Annotated in this window: 20 protein-coding genes; 8 read left to right on the top strand and 12 right to left on the bottom strand. The window is 45.4% G+C overall.

Going from position 1 to position 18,671, the window contains the following annotated elements:
• Nucleotides 1-1,463: DUF6600 domain-containing protein (locus tag QZX97_RS16690; RefSeq protein ID WP_295664817.1), on the bottom strand; the 1,463-nt coding region annotated here is incomplete at its 3' end.
• Between the two features lie 162 nt (nt 1,464-1,625).
• Here QZX97_RS16690 and QZX97_RS16685 point away from each other — a divergent pair.
• The 3 genes from QZX97_RS16685 to QZX97_RS16675 all read left to right on the top strand — a co-directional run bounded on the left by QZX97_RS16685 (nt 1,626) and on the right by QZX97_RS16675 (nt 4,488).
• A complete protein-coding gene (locus tag QZX97_RS16685) occupies nt 1,626-2,588 on the top strand; it encodes a 2-oxoglutarate and iron-dependent oxygenase domain-containing protein (protein ID WP_295650700.1) in 963 nt (320 codons plus the stop codon).
• A gap of 59 nt (nt 2,589-2,647) precedes the next feature.
• Nucleotides 2,648-2,962, top strand: a complete 315-nt coding sequence (locus QZX97_RS16680; protein WP_295650702.1) for a phosphoribosylpyrophosphate synthetase — start codon at nt 2,648-2,650, stop codon at nt 2,960-2,962.
• A gap of 155 nt (nt 2,963-3,117) precedes the next feature.
• Nucleotides 3,118-4,488 (top strand): tryptophanase, encoded by a 1,371-nt coding sequence (locus tag QZX97_RS16675; RefSeq protein WP_295650705.1) that lies wholly within the window; start codon nt 3,118-3,120, stop codon nt 4,486-4,488.
• A gap of 49 nt (nt 4,489-4,537) precedes the next feature.
• Here the strand turns inward: QZX97_RS16675 and QZX97_RS16670 are convergent, their stop codons facing one another.
• A complete protein-coding gene (locus tag QZX97_RS16670) occupies nt 4,538-5,500 on the bottom strand; it encodes a MoxR family ATPase (protein WP_295650708.1) in 963 nt (320 codons plus the stop codon).
• A 19-nt stretch (nt 5,501-5,519) separates the two neighbouring features.
• Entirely contained in the window at nt 5,520-6,896 is a 1,377-nt protein-coding gene (locus QZX97_RS16665) for a peptidylprolyl isomerase (RefSeq protein WP_295650711.1), read from the bottom strand.
• 171 nt (nt 6,897-7,067) lie between these two features.
• Between QZX97_RS16665 and QZX97_RS16660 the strand changes: the two genes are divergently transcribed.
• From QZX97_RS16660 to QZX97_RS16650, 3 genes are read left to right on the top strand one after another with little or no spacing between them, the layout of a single operon-like run.
• On the top strand, nt 7,068-7,679 hold the full coding sequence (locus QZX97_RS16660) for a hypothetical protein (RefSeq protein WP_295650714.1): 612 nt from the start codon (nt 7,068-7,070) through the stop codon (nt 7,677-7,679).
• Between the two features lie 5 nt (nt 7,680-7,684).
• Nucleotides 7,685-8,269, top strand: coding sequence for a non-canonical purine NTP diphosphatase (locus tag QZX97_RS16655; protein ID WP_295650715.1), 585 nt, complete (start codon nt 7,685-7,687; stop codon nt 8,267-8,269).
• A gap of 21 nt (nt 8,270-8,290) precedes the next feature.
• Nucleotides 8,291-8,767 carry a hypothetical protein gene (locus QZX97_RS16650; protein WP_295650717.1) on the top strand — a complete coding sequence of 159 codons (477 nt, stop codon included), beginning with the start codon at nt 8,291-8,293 and terminating at the stop codon, nt 8,765-8,767.
• 39 nt (nt 8,768-8,806) lie between these two features.
• Here the strand turns inward: QZX97_RS16650 and QZX97_RS16645 are convergent, their stop codons facing one another.
• From QZX97_RS16645 to QZX97_RS16625, 5 genes are all read right to left on the bottom strand, one after another.
• Nucleotides 8,807-9,208, bottom strand: a complete 402-nt coding sequence (locus QZX97_RS16645) for a DUF5655 domain-containing protein (protein ID WP_295650720.1) — start codon at nt 9,206-9,208, stop codon at nt 8,807-8,809.
• 68 nt (nt 9,209-9,276) lie between these two features.
• Complete coding sequence (locus QZX97_RS16640; protein WP_295650723.1) at nt 9,277-9,555, bottom strand: Txe/YoeB family addiction module toxin; 279 nt, start codon at nt 9,553-9,555, stop codon at nt 9,277-9,279.
• Nucleotides 9,546-9,743: a DUF2683 family protein gene (locus QZX97_RS16635; protein WP_295650726.1), complete on the bottom strand. Its 198-nt coding sequence runs from the start codon at nt 9,741-9,743 to the stop codon at nt 9,546-9,548. Before QZX97_RS16635 ends, QZX97_RS16640 begins: the two co-directional genes overlap by 10 nt.
• 28 nt (nt 9,744-9,771) lie before the next feature.
• Nucleotides 9,772-10,113: a cupin domain-containing protein gene (locus QZX97_RS16630; protein ID WP_295650729.1), complete on the bottom strand. Its 342-nt coding sequence runs from the start codon at nt 10,111-10,113 to the stop codon at nt 9,772-9,774.
• Between the two features lies 1 nt (nt 10,114).
• Complete coding sequence (locus QZX97_RS16625; protein ID WP_295650732.1) at nt 10,115-12,313, bottom strand: OstA-like protein; 2,199 nt, start codon at nt 12,311-12,313, stop codon at nt 10,115-10,117.
• Nucleotides 12,314-12,362: 49 nt separating this feature from the next.
• On the opposite strand from QZX97_RS16625, the gene tilS reads away from it, so the two are divergent.
• On the top strand, nt 12,363-13,697 hold the full coding sequence (gene tilS / locus QZX97_RS16620) for a tRNA lysidine(34) synthetase TilS (protein ID WP_295650735.1): 1,335 nt from the start codon (nt 12,363-12,365) through the stop codon (nt 13,695-13,697).
• A 4-nt stretch (nt 13,698-13,701) separates the two neighbouring features.
• Nucleotides 13,702-14,184: a hypothetical protein gene (locus QZX97_RS16615; protein WP_295650738.1), complete on the top strand. Its 483-nt coding sequence runs from the start codon at nt 13,702-13,704 to the stop codon at nt 14,182-14,184.
• Between the two features lie 4 nt (nt 14,185-14,188).
• Here QZX97_RS16615 and QZX97_RS16610 read toward each other — a convergent pair whose 3' ends face one another.
• The 4 genes from QZX97_RS16610 to QZX97_RS16595 form a co-directional block, all read right to left on the bottom strand.
• Nucleotides 14,189-15,049 (bottom strand): nuclear transport factor 2 family protein, encoded by an 861-nt coding sequence (locus QZX97_RS16610; protein WP_295650741.1) that lies wholly within the window; start codon nt 15,047-15,049, stop codon nt 14,189-14,191.
• Nucleotides 15,050-15,085: 36 nt separating this feature from the next.
• Complete coding sequence (cysS, locus tag QZX97_RS16605; protein ID WP_295650743.1) at nt 15,086-16,546, bottom strand: cysteine--tRNA ligase; 1,461 nt, start codon at nt 16,544-16,546, stop codon at nt 15,086-15,088.
• Between the two features lie 126 nt (nt 16,547-16,672).
• Nucleotides 16,673-17,791 carry an endonuclease/exonuclease/phosphatase family protein gene (locus QZX97_RS16600; RefSeq protein ID WP_295650745.1) on the bottom strand — a complete coding sequence of 373 codons (1,119 nt, stop codon included), beginning with the start codon at nt 17,789-17,791 and terminating at the stop codon, nt 16,673-16,675.
• Nucleotides 17,778-18,632, bottom strand: a complete 855-nt coding sequence (locus QZX97_RS16595) for a rhomboid family intramembrane serine protease (protein WP_295650747.1) — start codon at nt 18,630-18,632, stop codon at nt 17,778-17,780. The genes QZX97_RS16600 and QZX97_RS16595 overlap by 14 nt, the downstream gene beginning before the upstream one ends.
• Nucleotides 18,633-18,671: the final 39 nt, after the last annotated feature.

Genomic DNA, 18,671 nt, shown 5'->3' with positions numbered 1-18,671 from the left:
TGCTGCTGCTGACGTTGCTGCGCCTGTTGCTGTTGGGCTTGCTGCTGCTGACGTTGCTGCGCCTGCTGTTGTTGAGCTTGTTGTTGCTGACGTTGCTGTAACTGCTGTTGTTGGGCTTGCTGCTGCTGACGTTGCTGCGCCTGCTGTTGTTGAGCTTGTTGTTGCTGACGTTGCTGTAACTGCTGTTGTTGGGCTTGCTGCTGCTGACGTTGCTGTGCCTGTTGCTGTTGGGCTTGTTGTTGCTGACGTTGCTGTGCCTGCGGTTGAGTTTGGTGCTGCTGACTTTGCTGTGCCTGCGGTTGGGCCTGCGGTTGATTTTGCTGCCTTTGTTGAGTTTGCGGTTGCTGTGCTTGCGGTAGCCGTTGTTGCGACGGTCTTTGCACAGCAGGAGTCTCCTGCTTCATTTGCTGCTGTTTTACCGGGTTGTTCTGGTTTTGGCCGGTAGCGTTGTTTGCCGGGTTTTGGTGCCTGTCGCCGCCATTTGGTGCTGCAACAGCAGGGCGGTTTGCCGGAGCGTTATTTGGTGCGGGGCGGTTAACCTTAACCATATTTTGGTTTTGCGGTGCAGGGTTCCGGGCAACCTGTGCCAAACGGGATGCATTATCATGATTTACAGTTGCGCCGTATGTTGCCCTGTGCGCAATACCTCCGTTGGGGTTGGCTTGTTTATAAGCCGCCGCACTTACTACGGTGGCAGGGCGGGGCGCATTGCCACCATGGCTTTGAGCAACCGTTGGCCTGTACATATTTACCGTATTGTTGTTGATAACGGTATGGTGCGGGTCGTTGCCGTTGTTGATGTTGTACACCTGCACGCGGTTATGCGTAGCTTGTTGTATTTCTTGCAGTCGCGGCCCGCTTGCATAACGCACATTATTGTTAACGTAAGTATTGTTGATGATGGTTGTGCGATTGATAATGGTTACCACCCGGGTGCGTGGCACATAGTAGTGTCCAATATCCCGGTTACAGATATAAGCCTGCGGCGCGCAAACCCAATAGTCATCAGGCACGTGATAACCGCCACCAAATGAGATGTCGATACTGATACCGGGCCCAAGCGGCGCCCAGGCATAATATCCTCCACCGTGCCTCCAGTTAACCCATGCGGGTCCCCAGGTATGGCCGGGTATCCATTCCCATCCGTAATAATCGTCATAACGCCAGCGCCCGTAATGGAACGCCGCCCATCCCCATGGGTAATCGGATACCCAGGTATTGCCATAAGGTGTTTCAACCCAATGGCCGCTGGTGGCATAAGGTTTAAAGCCTTCATCCGCATCCGGAACCCAAACATTGCCATACGTAGGGTCGTCAACCCAGGTACCGTAAGGTTGCATATCATCATAAAATGTTTGGTATGAAACACTCGCGCCATATTGTGCAAAAGTTTTATCGGGCTTAGCCACAGCAAACAGCGTCGCGGCAAAGCATATCACCAATAATTTATTTTTAATTTTCATGATCTTCTTCATAATTTAGTTGTTCACCTTGGTTCGATTTTCAAATACATCATATTTCATTTGTATTTGGCTGGTCAAATCAATACCTTAACAAACTAACACGTTTTAAGTTTGCATGGTTTGCAAACACGACTAATAAAATATCGTTAAAAACAGAACATTATGGGTACAGTTAATATTCCTCGCCTCGACTTAAACAACTACACCAACGGTTCGGATGCCGACCGTAAAAAGTTTTCCGACGATATTGGTCGCGCCTTTAACGAAACCGGTTTTATAACCGTTACCAACCATGGTTTGAGCAAAAGCCTGATGGACGAACTGTATGTACAGGTAAAAGAACTGTTTGTATTGCCCGAAGCGGTAAAATTGAAATACGAAATACCGGAACTATCGGGCCAGCGTGGCTATACCAGCAAAGGCAAAGAAACCGCCAAAGGCTTTAAAGTGCCCGACCTGAAAGAGTTTTGGCAGATTGGCCAAACCGTAACCGATGGCGACCCGGTGAAGGATGAATATCCCGAAAACCTGCAGGTAACCGAGCTGCCGCAATTTAACAAGATAACCACCGACGTATATCAAAAGCTGGAAGCGGCAGGCAAAATGCTCTTAAAAGCCATTGCCGTTTATTTGGAATTGCCCGAAGATTACTTCGACCCTAAGATCCATAACGGCAACTCGATATTGCGTTGCCTGCACTACTTCCCGATAGAAAACCCCGACGCGTTACCGGCCGATGCTGTACGTGCCGGTGCACACGAGGATATCAACCTGATCACCCTGCTGATAGGCGCCAGTGCCGATGGTCTCGAAGTGTTGACCCGCGATGGCGAATGGTTCCCCGTAACTGCCCAGGGCGAAGATGTAGTGGTTAATGTTGGCGATATGCTGCAAAGGCTCACCAATAACAAACTAAAATCGACCACACACCGAGTAGTGAATCCGCCGCGCGAGCTGATGAAGAACTCACGCTATTCAGTGCCCTTCTTTTTGCACCCGCGTTCTGATATGGACCTTACCTGTTTGCCATCGTGTATTGATGCCGCCAACCCAAAACACTATGAGGATACCACCGCCGGCGAATACCTGGACGAGCGCTTGCGCGAGATTGGCCTTAAAAAGTAATTTTCACCGGGGCAAACATTTGGGTTGGTGTTTCGGTTATCGATAAAAGATTTTTGAATATGGAAGCACATCAATACAACTATTCGGGCGTGGCCGAGGCTTTGGCCGATTTGACTGCCAGGGGTTATACCGACGAGCTTGACTTTAAAGATGGCCACTTGTTTTGTAACGACAAGGGTGTAAAGTTTAACCCTGTAGAATTGAAAATTACCGAAGTACATCGTTTTGAAGGTGCCACCGACCCCGAAGACAGTTCGGTAATCTACGCCATTGAAAGTACCGCAGGCTTAAAAGGCGTGGTAGTTGATGCCTATGGCGCCTATGCCGATGCAGATAAAACAGCCTTTCTTAAAACCCTGCAAATAGCCGAATAGTTTTTTGATCGGAAAAACTTCTGTAGTTTTATGCCGCGATACAGCCATGACATCTAACTGGAAAAATATAATTAAAAGACCGTCATAATAATTGAAAGCAGGGAATACCTGCATCCTTTTCAATTTATTATCAGTCAATTTTAATTTATTTTTTCATGAAAACCATCATCGAGCCGTTTAGGATAAAAACGGTTGAACCCATCTATTTTACCACGCGCGAAGAACGCGCTGAATTGCTTACCGAAGCCCACTATAACCCTTTCCTGCTTAAAGCCAAAGACGTTATCATCGACCTGCTGACCGATAGCGGCACAGGTGCCATGAGCAGCAACCAATGGGCCGGCATCATGCGCGGCGACGAAAGCTACGCCGGTAGCGAAAGCTTTTACCGTTTCGAATCGGTCATCAAAAACCTCACCTCCATGCCTTATGTTATTCCCGTGCACCAGGGACGCGCTGCCGAGAAGATTTTGTTCAGCATTGAAGGTGGCGCCGGCAAATACGTGCTCAGCAATACCTTGTTCGATACCACCCGTGCCAATGTCGAGTATTCGGGCGCGCAAGGTATCGACCTGTTATGTCCTGAGGGTAAGCAAACCGCCCTTGTTGCCCCGTTTAAAGGCAATATGGATATAGACGCCCTTAAGGCATTCATTGCCGATAATGGCGCAGCAAGCATCGCGTTGGTCATCATTACAGTTACCAATAACTCGGGCGGCGGGCAGCCGGTGAGTATGGCCAATATCAAACAGGCGCAACAGGTTTGTAAAGCGCGTGGGATACCGTTTTTTATAGACGCCTGCCGCTTTGCCGAGAACTGCTACTTCATCAAGACACGCGAAGCTGGGTACGAAAATAAATCCGTACAACAAATTGCACAGGAGTTGTTCTCCTATGCCGATGGTTGCACCATGAGCGCAAAAAAGGATGCCTTTGCCAATATTGGCGGCTTCCTGGCATTGCATAATGCCGAGCTTGCCGAAAAATGCCGTAACATGCTCATCATGACCGAAGGGTTCCCAACCTATGGCGGGCTTGCCGGCCGCGACCTCGAAGCCATAGCCACCGGTTTGGAAGAGATAGTGCAGGAAGACTATCTCAAATACCGCATCCGCAGCATCGAATACATTGGCGAGGTATTGGATAAACACGATATCCCATATCTTAAACCCACCGGCGGTCATGCTGTTTATCTCGATGCTAAAAAGTTTTTGTCGCATATCCCGGTGCAGCAATACCCCGGCCAGGCTTTATGCTGCGCGTTGTACCTCGAAGGTGGTATCCGTGGTGTCGAGATTGGTTCGGTGATGTTTGGTAAATATACCGATGATGGCTCGCTTATCCCCGGCGTACACGAGCTGGTTCGCCTGGCCTTACCCCGCCGCATGTACACCCAAAGCCATATGGATTATGTTGCCGAGGTAATCATTAACCTCTACCAAAAGCGCCATGAAGTAAAAGGTTTAGCGATTACCTATGAATCAAAATATCTGAGGCACTTTACCGCGAAATTCAAAGAAATTTGATATCATTTAAGATACAAATCAGCAAGCTCGGTTAATTGATAGAAAAGCTTTAAAATAGTCTTTCTATCAGTTGATCGGCGCTGATGCCCTCGGCTTCGGCTTGGTAACTGCGCACAATGCGGTGGCGTAAAATAGGTTTCGCAACGGCTTGCACGTCCTCAATATCCGGCGAGTATTTCCCGCTGATCACGGCATGGCATTTAGCGCCAAGCACCAAAAACTGCGATGCCCTTGGCCCCGCGCCCCAGCTCAATAACCGGTTCACATCGGCCGAAGCCAGTGCCGTATTCGGTCGTGTTTTGGCAGCCAGTTTTACGGCGTATTCCAACACATGGTCGGTAACCGGTATCTGGTGTATCAGTTGCTGAAAATAAATGATTTCCTTAGCCGTCAGTATTTTGTTTACCACAGGTTTTTGTGCGCCTGTGGTATTTTTTACCACTTGTATCTCTTCCTGCAGGGTAGGGTAGTCCAGCATTACATTAAACATAAAACGGTCTAATTGCGCTTCGGGCAGGGGATAGGTGCCTTCCTGCTCAATTGGATTCTGCGTGGCCAGTACAAAAAATGGCTGCTCCAAATGATGGGTAACGCCCGCTGCCGTAACCGATTTTTCCTGCATGGCCTCCAACAAGGCGGCCTGCGTTTTTGGCGGTGTACGGTTTATTTCATCAGCAAGGATGATGTTGGCAAACACCGGCCCGCGTATAAATTTAAAATTCCTGTCCTCGCCCAATATTTCCGACCCGATAATGTCCGAAGGCATCAAATCGGGTGTAAATTGTATGCGATTAAAATTAAGGTCCAACACCCGCGATACGGTTTGCACCAGCAATGTTTTGGCCAAACCCGGTACACCAACCAGCAAACAATGCCCGTTACTGAAAATAGATATCAGTACCGATTTGATAACATCGTCCTGACCGATGATTACTTTGCCTATTTCGGCGCGTATATCTTCATACGCTTTTTTTAAGGCGTCGGCTGCTTCAACATCACTTTTGTACTGCATAGGTAGGGTTGGGATGGTTTTATTTTGTTTGTGCTGTGGCTAACGGTGTTATCCATGTTTTAAGCTGCGGGCAACCCAGATATTGCGGGTCAATCTTAACATAGGTATCTTTTCTGCGGCGCTCAAACCATGCGCTCACGGTCTTATTTATTTTGTCCTCGTAAGCCAGATCCTTTATCCTCGGGAAATCCTGAGTCAAATTGGCTTTATGCGCATCTGTTTTGGAGCGCAGGTACAATATTTTATAGGTTTGCTGCCCGGCTTGCGATGTGAATATTTGTGGTTTCGAAATTTCGCCAACTTTTAAAGTATCAACAATTAAAGCGATTTGCGGGTCAAGTTTATCGGTTGGGATAAAAGTGGTACGCGCTTGCACGTTATCGGCGTTCAATATCATGCCGCCATTAAACTTGGTTTCTTTGTCATCCGAATAAAAACCTGCAGCAGCCGAAAAGTCGATGTTTTTCACTGTTTGGAACAGGTGGTAAATACTGTCTATCTTTACTTTGGCACGGTCAAGGCTGGCTTTGGTCAGGTCGGGACGAATCAAAATATGCCTTACGTGTACCTGCTCGCCGCGGCGCTCAATTACCTGCAAAAAGTGAAAACCAAATTCTGTTTCAAACACGGGCGATATCTCGCCGGTCTTTAATTTAAATGCAGTAGCTGCAAATTCCTTTACAAACGTCGATCGATCGGCAAAGCCCAAATCACCGCCATCAGGTGCCGAGCCGGGGTCTTGCGAATATACACGGGCCAGCGTGGCAAAGTCTTCACCTTTTTTTATCCTGTCCAATAAATCTTGCGCTTTTTGTTTGTACATCGCCTTTTCGTCAGGCGTCAAAACCGGCGTTATCGATATCTCGCCAACTTCCACTTCCTTGTTATAGGTGGGTAAACTGTCTTTCGGTATTGCCTCATAAAACTTCTTAACATCGTAAGGCGTTACGTTCACCTTTTCAGTTATTTTTTGGCGCATTTTTTCGGCCACCATTTGCTCCTTTATTTCGGGGCGTATCTCGTCTTTGTATTGGATGATGGAGCGGCCCAAAAAGCCTTCCAAACGGTCTTGCCCGCCGGCGCGTTGGGTCATGCTGCGCATACGTTTGTCAACTTCGGCGTCAACATCATTATCCGTAACGCTAACGCTATCAATAACAGCTTGCTGGGCCAATAATTTGGTGGTAAGCAACTGCTGAACGATATAACATTTAACGCTTTCGTTTGGCGTATTGCCTTGTGCAATAAATTGTGTTTGGTATTGCGATTCGATGTCCGACTGCAAAATAATACTGCTGCCAACAACTACCGCAACTTTATCTAAGGTTTTAACTTGAGCTTTTACAAATGCCAATGTACTAACTAAAACAAACAGGGTTAACCCGAACTTTCTCATGTATTTCGTTTAATAAAAAATTATAAATCATGGGTTTACACCCAAGAAGCTCCGAATTTCGGAAAATAAATTGAGTTTGATTGTAAAATTATTCTTTCAATCCCGTACTAATCTGCGAATATGCTGATTAAGGCATAAACTATTTAGCTATTTTTGGTTAAAATTTGTTAAATGATAGTAGAGGATCCGGCAGCTTTGCGCTTTTTTTTAATCGATGATATTTACCTGCTTAAACAGGACAAAGATACCATGGGCAATACCATCCCTGAAACCGGGCCAATGCCAGTTGTGCAGACCGAAGTTCTCGAAACGGTTATCGCTGACGAGCAGCCTGAACCTGTCGAGGCCTCACCCCATCCAACACCCATTGCAGCCGAATCCCCGATAGTCGAAACACCAAAGCCCGCCTTTCAGTACTTCGGCAAAAATCAGCGGAACTTCCTCATCGTGTTCCATTCCAATGGCATGGGTAAACTCGATGATAAACATTTTGCAGCACTAAGCAGCAGCCTGGCACGAAAAGAACTCAGCCTGGATGATGTTGCCTTATTAGATTTGTACGCTTATGAAGATACCACCATCGCCGATATTGCCGCGTATTTTAAGCCCACCCGTGTAATGATACTCGGCAGCCAATGCCTGTTACCCGGCTGGCACAAACTGAAGCTGAATGTACCTGCCAAAGGCAATACCTATACCGCACTTTACACCTATTCGTTCGACGAAATGATGCCCGACAAGGATAAGGTACGTGCCTTTTGGGAACAAATGAAAGCCTTATAACACCTATGCAACAACTCGTTTTCGCTACCAATAACCGCCACAAAATAGAAGAAGTTTTGGCTAAGATTGGCCACCAATTTACCATACTCAGTTTGGATGATATCGGCTGTACCGACGATATTGAAGAAACCGGCACCACCTTCGCGGCAAACGCCTCTATTAAAAGTCACTTCATCTATTCCAAATACCAACTCAGCTGCTTTGGCGATGATAGCGGCCTCGAAATTGATGCCCTAAATGGTGAGCCCGGCGTATACTCCGCTCGCTATGCCGGCAAACACGGCGATCACGAAGCCAATATGGACAAGGTTTTAACCCTGCTTAACGGACAAACCAACCGCAAGGCCTGTTTCAAAACCGTTATCTCGCTTGTTTTAGATGGTAAAGAACATTTCTTCGAAGGTACGGTTGAAGGCACTATACGCAACCAACGTTCAGGCAGCCAGGGTTTCGGTTACGACCCTATCTTTCAACCCGACGGCTACACCATCACCTTCGCCGAAATGACCATGCAACAAAAAAACGCCATCAGCCACCGCGCCCGCGCGGTCGAAAAGATGGTTGAGTTTTTGAAAGCAGGAGGAAATTAAATTAAACAAAAAATTACGTTTATGAATTGGGTTATCCGCCACAACGAAAAGATAAAATTTCATACATATTTGAATCAAATCCTTGAGCCGATTCTTGATGATATCCGGGACTACAACTGGCTGCTTTCAGACCTTGAATATGTTTCCCATTTCCCGGTAAAACTGCCAATCGATTTAGAACAAGAATATTTTATTTTATCACCATCAGACTTTAATGTTTTGCTTAACGCAGAAGTTCAAATTTGGTGGGGAGTTGTTTTAGGAATTTCCAAAAATATCGCAATAGAAATTGATAAAGACAATCTGCCATTTGCAGAAGGGAATGAACTGATATGGAAAAATGGGAATATGCAGTATAGGGATGCGGAAATTGAAATCGTAGCTGTTGACAGTGGATATACGATTGTAAAATTCAAGGATGAAAAGGTATCGGATAAGTTTCATGCGTTCTTTCCCGAAGCCATTGAATTAGAAATTTTTTCAAAGAAATTCTTATAAAAGTCTTCCGATGGTATCTTAAAATACCCCTCCAGCCTATCACAACAGCCTATACGACGCATAAATATAAGCGAACAACTGCGGCCGCAGGTCATCCAACTCGCTGATACGGATGTGGTTCTCATATTTGTTGCGATAGGCTATACTTTTGATGAAGGGTTTTTCGGGATGATGCTCGGTGGAATAAAACTGGATGTCCAGTTCTTTTTTCATAGGCCGGATGACTAAGAAAGTACGACGATGTGTAAATACGATGCAGTTAGGCGTCGTGCCAATCAATACACCATCCCAGTCGCTCACTTCGGCAAGCAGTTTGTCAAAAATCAGCATCAATTCATCGGGCTTGCCCACAAAAAGGCTATCCAAGCTAACCTTGGCACAATAATGCGTTTGGTGCTCGTTCAATAACTCCCTTTCACAATTGGGGCAGGTCCAACTCATGACGAAAATGACTTAAAAACTGTGCGCGTTTGCAACGAACGCTTAACGTGGCTCGGCGTTTGCAACGCTTATGAGTTAGGCCACAAATAATCGTAATGCCCTTTAACAGAATAAATATAAATGGTTTCCTCAATGATATTATAAACAAGCCTGTCGGCACGGGTAATGCGCCTTGACCACTTGCCCGATAGATCGTGCTTTAGTGCTTCGGGTTTTCCGATTCCAGAGAATGGGTCTTGTTCAATATTTTCTATTAATGCCCTTATCTTTTTCAGGACTGTCTTGTTACCTGTTTTCTTCCAATAGGCTAAATCTTCTTTAGCCCTAACGGTAAATTCTATTTCCATATATCGTCGAGCGATACTTTTGTGGTGCGGCCTGCTTTTACATCTTCATCACCCTGTTTTATCTTAGCTACAAATTCAGGATTGTATGGCGATTCCGTTTTTTCAAAATCAATTTTCATGGCTTTAAGTACAGCCTTCAGAGCGATTAATTTCTCATTATTATCCGGGCGGACTATTAAAGTTTCCATAAACAAATTTAAATAAAATTTCTATCCTCTACAAAAAATCCTCCCGCATCGGGCTAAAGGCGTCTATCAGCGTTCCGGCTTCTAAACAAACTACGCCATGCATTATATTGGGAGGTACATAAAAGCCGTCGCCATCCTTTATAACCTGTTTTTCGCTGCCTATGGTAACTTCAAATACACCACCGCGCACATAACACACCTGCACGTGCGGGTGGCTGTGCAGGGTGCCAACGGCCCCTTTTTCAAACCTGGCTTTGGCCAGCATAATTTTGTCATCATAACCAAACACCTGGCGCTGTATGCCGGCGCCCTGGTCTTCCCACTGGGTTTCCTCTTCCAGTTGAAACGTGCTGCTTTTTGCTAAACTCATTTTAGTTCGATTTTGCTATATCGGGTTTAACCATCGGTTTCTTTAACGTGTCGGGCTTTGTTTTGGCGCTGTCGGTCTTACTTTTTATGTCTGTCGGTTTCGGCGCAGTTGTATTTGCAGGTTGCTTTATATTACCTTTCTTTTTACCTGTAGTTTTTGTAGATGATTTTTCAGACACCGGAGGGATAAGGTATGACGATGGTATGATCGATTCTTTCGAAACCGGCCTGTCGTTAGGTTTCCAAATAAAGCCTTTCAGTACCTTGTCTTCTTCTTTGGCACCACCCAAAGGTATATCCCGTTCATCGGGTTTAACTGTCCATAATATCGACGTCAACTCACCTTTGGCAAAGGTTACCCGTATGCGGCTGCTAATGGTGCGCACAATTTCGATCGCGTGTTTCAGGCTGTCGCGATTATAATACACCGTTTCGGCATTGCCGTTCACAAATATCTTTTCAATTTTCCCGTCCTTAAAATAGCCGCGCATCTTGCGCCCCGCCACCTGGTTAAAGTGCAGGGAATCGCCTTTTTCTATATTGACGGCAAAGGCATGCGGGTACAGTTCAACATTGTCAACCTTCTTGTTCCGCATCTGCATGTTGATCGTGTCGCCCGATAGCTGCGACCCGTTCGACCACACCATCGGCTTCACATACATCCTTACCGTCGAATCGCTGTAACTGTAAAATATCGAATCAGCCCGTGCCTGCAGATCCGACTTGAAAATTTTGGCCTTGTGGTAGGCCGACAAAATACGCACCCGGGCCGTATCGCTCAGCGTAACAGGATGAACGAGGTTGACCGAATCAACCTGGGCAACAATAGTCCTTGTGATGACCGGCTTTCGCACCGGTTTCTTTTTTGCGACTAAAGCTTTGTGCTGCGAAGTATCGGCAGGTGGTTTAGGGAAGTAATCGCGGTGCAGAAAGGCGGTACTGTCAATATACAGTCGCGGCTGTAAAGCCGTAAAAGGGTTCAGTTCTTTACTTTTCTTTTTTGGTATGATCTTTATCGTGGTGTCCCTTAGCCCGGCCAGCAGCCGCAGCCTTCGGGTGGTCAGTTCAACTTTGTGAGTCTGGATCTGCGTTTCAATGGTATCGGCCGCCAAAAATATCGAATCGCGCTTAACGCTTTTAACCGAATCTTTTTTGCTCACCACTTTGGTCAAAGTATCTATTTGTTTTGCCGCTGCCGCGGTACTTTTGGGTTCCACATATTTCATCGTGTGGGCAACGGGCTTGTTCACGCTGTCGGCAAGAGTGGCTTTTTTAGGCGTGTTTACTATCGTATCCTTTTTCGAAGTATCCCGTTTTGTCGAGTCCACCGTCGCGATAATGGCATAAGCATTTTCGGTAACCACTGTCCGTTCGTCCGCTTTGGTATATTCGCCCTTATCGCCCTTAATGCTTATTTTTTGTTCCTCATCGTTAAACGTAATATGCTTCAGCGCTTTGCCATAGCCCGCTAAGCGGTCGTAAAACAAGCTGTCGCCTTTTAAGCTCTTGGTTCCTTGGGTGTAAAGGTTATTCTTCCCAAAAAAGGCCTGTTCGGTCTTGGTATTGTAAGTACCGTTTTCGGTGTATAAAACATCTTTGTCTTTCTTTCCATAAATATGCGTAGGGCCATAAAAATACGATATTGCTGTGCCCGCGTTGTAACGCAGCGTATCCGTTTTAATGATGGCATCTGCCGTGTTCATCACCACTTTGTACCTAAAGTAAGCATCGCGCGATTGGGCAAAATAAAAGCCGTTTTTACTGACCAACGTATCGCCCTGGTTCACCAGTCTGCCGCCATCGGTATAGGTGCCTATGCGTGTTCCTGTATTGTACACAAAATGGTTGGTGGTGAGGGTTGCGTCTTTGTCTACCAGCTTCACATGGTCGGTCATGATGGCTATTTTGGTATTACCATCATAATCCAGTTTATCGCCATAAATATGCAAAGTGTCGCCCTGAGTAATCACTACGTGGCCAAAAGCTTCAAAGGTGTTTTTTTTGGGATGGAAATAAGCGCTATCTGAAGTTAGGGTCGAATAGTCTTGTAAAAAGGTGCCTTTATATACCTTGGTTAGGTCATCCGGCTGGTCGCCGTTAAAGGTTTCATAATGCTGCAAAATTATTCTTGTAGGCTTGTTTTGTGCCATTGCCGCACAGCCAAAAAACAAAAACACGATGACTAACAAATACTTATTCACGCTTGCAAAATTAGTTTTTTGGTTGGGGTAATTAAATTAAATATTTTTGATGATGCTTCCCGTCCAAAGTTTCGTTCATTTTATCGAAAAAAACCGGCTTTTTACCCCTGCCGATACCTTGCTTGCGGCGGTTAGCGGTGGCCGCGACTCTGTGTTGCTGGCCATGTTGCTAAAGCAGGCAGGTTATACCTTTGGCATAGCCCATTGCAATTTTCAACTACGCGGTACCGAGGCCGATGATGAACAACAATTTACCGAAAACCTTGCACAGCAGCTCGACGTGACCTTTTATACGGTAAACTTCGATACCCAAAGCTACGCCGCCCAAAAACATATCTCCATACAAATGGCGGCCCGCGAACTACGCTACCAGTGGTTCGAAGAAATTCGCGCCTCGTTTAATTACACCAAAATCGTAACCGCGCACCATCAAAACGATTCGGTAGAGACGATATTGCTCAACCTTACCCGCGGCACCGGTATTGCCGGCTTGCACGGTATCTTGCCACAAAATGGGATGATCGTTCGACCTCTTTTGTTTCTAAACCGCGATGAAATCGATAAAATAGTTACCGAAGAGAAATTAAAATATGTCGAGGACAGTTCCAACGCTTCATCAAAATATGCCCGCAACAAAATCCGGCTCGAGGTTATCCCCAAACTAAAGGAGCTTAACCCCAATTTGGAGCAAACCTTTGATGCCAATATGGAGCGTTTTCGCGAATTGGAAGCTTTATTGGACGATAGACTGCAACGACTGAGAAAAGAACTGTTAATCGAAAACGTGGGCGGTATCCACATCGATATCGCTAAAGTCAAAACCCTCGAACCAAAAAAGTTGTTGCTTTATGGCTTGTTGAGCCCTTATGGCTTTAATCAAACAACAATCAATGACATCATCCTTTCCCTCGACAAGCATTCCGGCCGTACTTTTGAATCGCCGGGTTATGCGCTTTTGTTAGATAGGGATCAATTGATCATCACCAAAAGCAAAAGCGAGTCGCCGGGACAGGTATTGATACAGCAAGACACGCAAGAAGTTGAATTTGGCGATTATACCTTAACAATGTTGCATGATGACTCTGCACTGATTGTAAAAGGCAATCTAATGGCTTTTTCGGCCGATAGCACTAAACTGGTTTATCCTTTAACATTGCGCAGCTGGCAGGAGGGCGATCATTTCTATCCGTTGGGGATGAAAGGAAAAAAGAAATTGAGCGATTTTTTTATCAACGAAAAACTACCGCTGACCCAAAAAAACAAAGTGCCGGTTTTAGTGAATGGTAATAATGAAATTATATGGGTTTGCGGCTTGCGCCCCGACGATCGGTATAAAGTAACTACACTCACCAAAAAAGTTATTATCTTCGAACTGTATATTTGAACTCATGAGCGAGAACCAGCCCTTTTTGGAAAAACAATACCTCGGCCGCGAATGGATACCCATTACCATCCGCCTGATGTTGGCTATTTTTTGTTTTGCCATCTACTTTTTTACCGATGAGCGCGAACGCAACAGCGATTTGCTGCTGGTAGTAGGCTTTGGTATCCTCATCATATCGGCCATATTGGGCTTTATGCTACACTTCCGTACGCAGGTGGTTAACAAAAGCATCTTGTTGGATGGGCTGTGGACAACCCGTTTGGTTAAAATAGACCTTAACGGTATTGTAAAAGTTGAAAAAGGCCGCTATAGCCGGTACTTTTTTAACAATCCGGTGTATAACCTGCACAAAAGAGGCACTATCCGCTTTTTTACTTCAGGTAATGATGCCATCCACTTAACCGACCGCGACGGACTGGTTTACATCATCGGTTCGCAAAGGGCCAACGAGTTGTTGCAAGCCATTAAAGAGGAAATGAAGAAGTAAGTAGTTACTTCTCTACCGCCGAAAACACCTCCAGCAAAATATTCCATTTGTGGGATACTGCATCCAGTTCCCATATCCTTACATAGTTGTACTCGCTGGTTTGCGCACCTTTGGTAATAGTAGCGGTACCATAGCTATACGCCAGGTCGTTACTGCCCGAACGCCCGGCGCTGCTTGTTTTGGCTGTAATGGTGATGGCCTCGTTGTTAATGAACTTCATGATCCTGTCCGTACCGATCAAAGGCTCAAAACCAGGGAAATAATAATGCGCTTCGGGGCTTAAAAATTCCTTATAGCTCGCCAATGTCGAAATGGTAAGCGAGTGGTTAAATACGTCATCGTTGGCCAGTATCAGCTTTTTGCCTGCAAACAGGTCGTTGCTTGGGGGCAATACTTTGCCTTCAGGGTCTTTCAAATCAAGGATTTCGTTCACTTCCGATTCCGGGTGCTGTATACCAAGGTCTATCAATAGTTTCAAATTATTGTTCACATCCCTGCGCCATACCGAAACATAATGGCCAAACACTTTATCGGTATCGTTCAAACCGTTTTGGTATACGTACGGGCCGGCGGTAAAGGCCAAATCGCCATTGGCCGATATACGGCCGAATTTTGGCTCCCAGCTTAAATTGCCCGGCTGTTTTTCAATATGCAGATAAAAATCTTTCGCGCTTACCGCGTTCGGCCTGAAAACAACGGCCTCATCATCAATTACCGACAAAAAGCCATCTTTAATCCCTTTTTTAGCGACCGCTTTGTTAAACGCCGTTTCGGCATCAACCACGGTTTGTACCTGGGCCTTTTGGGCCAAAACTATCGATGCGCAAAAAACTAAAAACAGGATACTTGTAACGGTCTTTTTCATAGGTTCTATTTTAATATTTACAACAAACGCTTTACATTAAGCTTTGTTCCATGTGGTGCCTTCTTTACTGTCTTTTAACTGGAAGCCGATCTCCTGCAACCCGATCCTTATCTTGTCGGATGTGGCATAGTCGCGGTTTGTCTTGGCCTCGCTGCGCAGGTTGATGATAAAGTCCATCACCTTCGGCAATTCATCGTTGGCAGCTTTTTCGTCTTTTAACCCCAACACATCAATAATAAACGTGTGCATCGTTTCCTTTAACAGGGAAAGGTTAGCCTCGTCTATTCTGGTCTTCCCATCGTTCACCGAGTTGATGATACGCGATGCTTCAAACATTTCGGCAATTAATACCGGGCTGTTAAAATCATCGTTCATGGCTTCGTAACAACGGTTTTGCAACAACGCAATGTCAACTTCGCTTGTGGCAGAGGCCTTTAACCCGTCCAACAGTTCAAACGCGGTCATCAGCCTGCGGAAACCTTTTTCTGATGCTTCCATCGCGTCGTTCGAAAAATCAAGCGTGCTACGGTAATGTGTTTGCAGCATAAAAAAGCGTACCGTCATCGGGCTATAGGCCTTGTTCAGTATCGAATTGTTGCCGGTAAACAATTCTTCCGGCAAAAAGCTGTTCCCTAACGATTTCGACATCTTGGTACCGTTAACCGTCAGCATATTGGTGTGCATCCAGTAGGTGGCCGGGTTTTTACCGCAGCTGGCTACGTTTTGAGCTATCTCGTTGGTATGGTGAGTCGGCATCAGGTCTATCCCGCCGCCGTGTATATCAAACTGTTCGCCCAGGTACTTATTACTCATGGCCGAGCACTCCAAATGCCATCCCGGGAAACCTAATCCCCATGGCGATGGCCACTTCATCAGGTGCTCTGGCTTGGCCTTTATCCACAGCGCGAAGTCGAGCTTGCCATGTTTTTCATCCTGGCCGCCCAGGTTGCGGGTATTGTTCAACAGGTCTTCCAAATGGCGGCCGTTCAGTATGCCGTAATCCTGCGTTTTATTGTATTTTTCAACATCAAAATAAACAGAACCCTCTACTTCGTAAGCATAGCCTTTAGCCAATATTTCTTTCACCAATTCTATCTGCTCAATAATGTGCCCTGTGGCTGTAGGTTCTATACTTGGCGGCAGGGTATTCAATATCCGCATCACATCCCTAAAGCCCACGGTGTACTTCTGTACAATTTCCATCGGCTCCAGTTGGGCAATCTTTGCTTTTTTTGATATTTTATCTTCGCCCTCATCAGCATCGCCTTCCAGGTGGCCCGCATCGGTAATATTGCGTACATAACGTACTTTATAACCCAGCAAAGTGAGGTAACGGAATATCAGGTCGAATGAGATATAAGTGCGGCAATTGCCCAGATGCGCGTCGCTGTAAACGGTTGGCCCGCAAACATACATACCCACATGCGGCGGGTTCAGTGCTTTAAATTCTTCTTTTGTGCGTGATAAGGTATTGTAAACAAACAAATTTTGTTTCATGCGGCAAACTTACATATTTTACGCAAGCTGTTAATTAGCGTAGTGCTTTTTAGCATTATTTTAACAATTTGTTGCAATTACCGCATCAAAAAAATGACCCAATGATTAATGACCTAACGACTTGCATTACTTCAATTGCAAATCACTCCTTACAGCGTAATGGTCAGATAGTTTCCCTTTATTCTCTATTACCTCATAGTTAACCACGTTAAACTGTTGACTGGCCATGATATAATCAATCTGAAAGTTTGGGAAATCGCCGTTATAGGTACGGGCAAGGCCGCTGCCTTTTTCGTAAAAGGTGTTTTTTAAACCGCTTGCCATTTCATTTACTGCGTACGATGTTGGCGTATCGTTAAAGTCGCCGGCCACAATGTATGGGTAGGGGCACTGTGCCATGTGCTGTTTGATTAAATGTACCTGCTCGCTGCGCTTGATGAACGCCAACTTTAACTTGCTGCCCAAACGTTTTGAATTGTGCAGGTTTGGTTTGCCCTCGTGTGCCACACTGTCGAGGTACACATAATCCTGCGATTCAAAATGTATCGATTGCAGGTGCACGCAATACACCCTGATGGTTTTGGTTTTAGTTTGCAGATCAGCATAAATACATTGGTTGTCGCTATTGTCGTTGTTCAGCCTGATCATTCCATGATTGATCACCGGGAACTTCGAAAATATAGCCAAACCCTGCATATCGTCCTTGTTCTTATCAAAAGCTTCAAAATAATATTGATTTGATTTAAGCAGCGTTTTTATCGAGTCGACAATGTCAAATGCCCCTTTTGAACGGGAATAAAACTCTTCGAAATTGATGATGTCCGGTTTTTCGTCCTCAATTATTTTAAATATCTGGTGCTTGGTGGGCACCTCTTTGGTAAAATCGAAGCTATAGAACGCATGCACGTTGTAGGCCATCATCCTGATATCGCTCGTATCTGCTTTCGGGCCGTCAAATACCGACCGATGGAAACCGATATTGTTGTTCAATACCTTCCAGCCAATCAATATACCGATAACCGACACCAGTACATACAGCTTTACTCTGAACAGCCAATAAACTATAAAAAGCGCGTTCATAAACAGCAACACCGGGTACCCCAATCCAAAAAAAGCCACGGGCCAAAAGTTTTTAGGGTCGGTTACGGGTGCTAAATAACTGATGAGGAGCGCTAAAACAAATAGATAATTAGTATATAAAACCAGTTTATCAAAAAAAGAAAGCTTGTGGTTAGCTCTTATCATCAGCGCTGGCTCTAAATAGGGTCTCTTTTTCCTGTTTGCTCAGGCTATCATAACCCGAATTGGAAATTTTATCTAATATACGGTCTATTTCGTCTTGTCGCGGTTTAGTGGTCGTGTTTTTTAAATTTTTGGACGCAACTGTCAAATTTGGCTTGGGTTTAAACAGTTTACCGATGGACGCGCCCATATCGTTACCTTTTTGCAATTGTTTGATATAGATAAAGCCCATTAAAGCCCCGCCCAAGTGTGAAAGCTCACCACCGGCGTTCGAACTTGCCAAACTGAGCAGGTCGATAACAACAAAAATTGCAGCGAGCCATTTTAATCTTACCGGCCCTATAAACATAAAAAAGATGGTATAGTCGGGTAGTAGTGTTGCCGTACCCACGATGATGGCCATAATAGCAGCCGAAGCACCGACTACAGTTCCGGCAACCCGTACCGAAGCAAACAGCGGGAAAACATTATAGCCCAACACAAAAAAGAAAGCCCCGGCAAGTCCGCCAAGCAGATACAAGGCTAGCAGCTTTTGGGCACCCAGGTATTCTTCAAATATCGAACCCATCCAGTAAAACCAAATCATGTTCATCACAATGTGCCAAATGCCATCGTGCATAAACATATAAGTAATAGGTGTCCAAAAATGGGTGAGCAGGGTAGGGATATTCGATGGCAGCGCGAGGTAATGATAGATAGTGTCGCCTAAGACGTTCCTGCTGGTCGATAAGGCTTCGATTACGCCAATGATACCCAAAGCCAAAAATACGGCAACATTTATCCCAATCAGCAAATTCAGCTTGCTTCCCGAGTGTAAAACTTTATAGCGTATTTCTTCCCACATAGTTCACTTATAAATATCCGATATTTTATCTTAACTAAA

It is taken from the genome of uncultured Mucilaginibacter sp. (assembly GCF_903893715.1).
Classification (GTDB): Bacteria; Bacteroidota; Bacteroidia; order Sphingobacteriales; family Sphingobacteriaceae; genus Mucilaginibacter.
The sequence above is the reverse complement of the archived record's forward strand: the minus strand, read 5'-3'. Positions and strand labels throughout refer to the sequence as shown.

Excerpts from the sequence above, each read along its gene's own strand:
- QZX97_RS16685 (WP_295650700.1), top strand. The coding sequence starts at position 1,626 with ATGGGTACAGTTAATATTCCTCGCCTCGACTTAAACAACTACACCAAC.
- QZX97_RS16680 (WP_295650702.1), top strand. The coding sequence starts at position 2,648 with ATGGAAGCACATCAATACAACTATTCGGGCGTGGCCGAGGCTTTGGCC.
- QZX97_RS16675 (WP_295650705.1), top strand. The coding sequence starts at position 3,118 with ATGAAAACCATCATCGAGCCGTTTAGGATAAAAACGGTTGAACCCATC.
- QZX97_RS16670 (WP_295650708.1), bottom strand. The coding sequence starts at position 5,500 with ATGCAGTACAAAAGTGATGTTGAAGCAGCCGACGCCTTAAAAAAAGCG.
- QZX97_RS16665 (WP_295650711.1), bottom strand. The coding sequence starts at position 6,896 with ATGAGAAAGTTCGGGTTAACCCTGTTTGTTTTAGTTAGTACATTGGCA.
- QZX97_RS16660 (WP_295650714.1), top strand. The coding sequence starts at position 7,068 with ATGATAGTAGAGGATCCGGCAGCTTTGCGCTTTTTTTTAATCGATGAT.
- QZX97_RS16655 (WP_295650715.1), top strand. The coding sequence starts at position 7,685 with ATGCAACAACTCGTTTTCGCTACCAATAACCGCCACAAAATAGAAGAA.
- QZX97_RS16650 (WP_295650717.1), top strand. The coding sequence starts at position 8,291 with ATGAATTGGGTTATCCGCCACAACGAAAAGATAAAATTTCATACATAT.
- QZX97_RS16645 (WP_295650720.1), bottom strand. The coding sequence starts at position 9,208 with ATGAGTTGGACCTGCCCCAATTGTGAAAGGGAGTTATTGAACGAGCAC.
- QZX97_RS16640 (WP_295650723.1), bottom strand. The coding sequence starts at position 9,555 with ATGGAAATAGAATTTACCGTTAGGGCTAAAGAAGATTTAGCCTATTGG.
- QZX97_RS16635 (WP_295650726.1), bottom strand. The coding sequence starts at position 9,743 with ATGGAAACTTTAATAGTCCGCCCGGATAATAATGAGAAATTAATCGCT.
- QZX97_RS16630 (WP_295650729.1), bottom strand. The coding sequence starts at position 10,113 with ATGAGTTTAGCAAAAAGCAGCACGTTTCAACTGGAAGAGGAAACCCAG.
- tilS (WP_295650735.1), top strand. The coding sequence starts at position 12,363 with ATGATGCTTCCCGTCCAAAGTTTCGTTCATTTTATCGAAAAAAACCGG.
- QZX97_RS16615 (WP_295650738.1), top strand. The coding sequence starts at position 13,702 with ATGAGCGAGAACCAGCCCTTTTTGGAAAAACAATACCTCGGCCGCGAA.
- QZX97_RS16610 (WP_295650741.1), bottom strand. The coding sequence starts at position 15,049 with ATGAAAAAGACCGTTACAAGTATCCTGTTTTTAGTTTTTTGCGCATCG.
- cysS (WP_295650743.1), bottom strand. The coding sequence starts at position 16,546 with ATGAAACAAAATTTGTTTGTTTACAATACCTTATCACGCACAAAAGAA.
- QZX97_RS16600 (WP_295650745.1), bottom strand. The coding sequence starts at position 17,791 with ATGATAAGAGCTAACCACAAGCTTTCTTTTTTTGATAAACTGGTTTTA.
- QZX97_RS16595 (WP_295650747.1), bottom strand. The coding sequence starts at position 18,632 with ATGTGGGAAGAAATACGCTATAAAGTTTTACACTCGGGAAGCAAGCTG.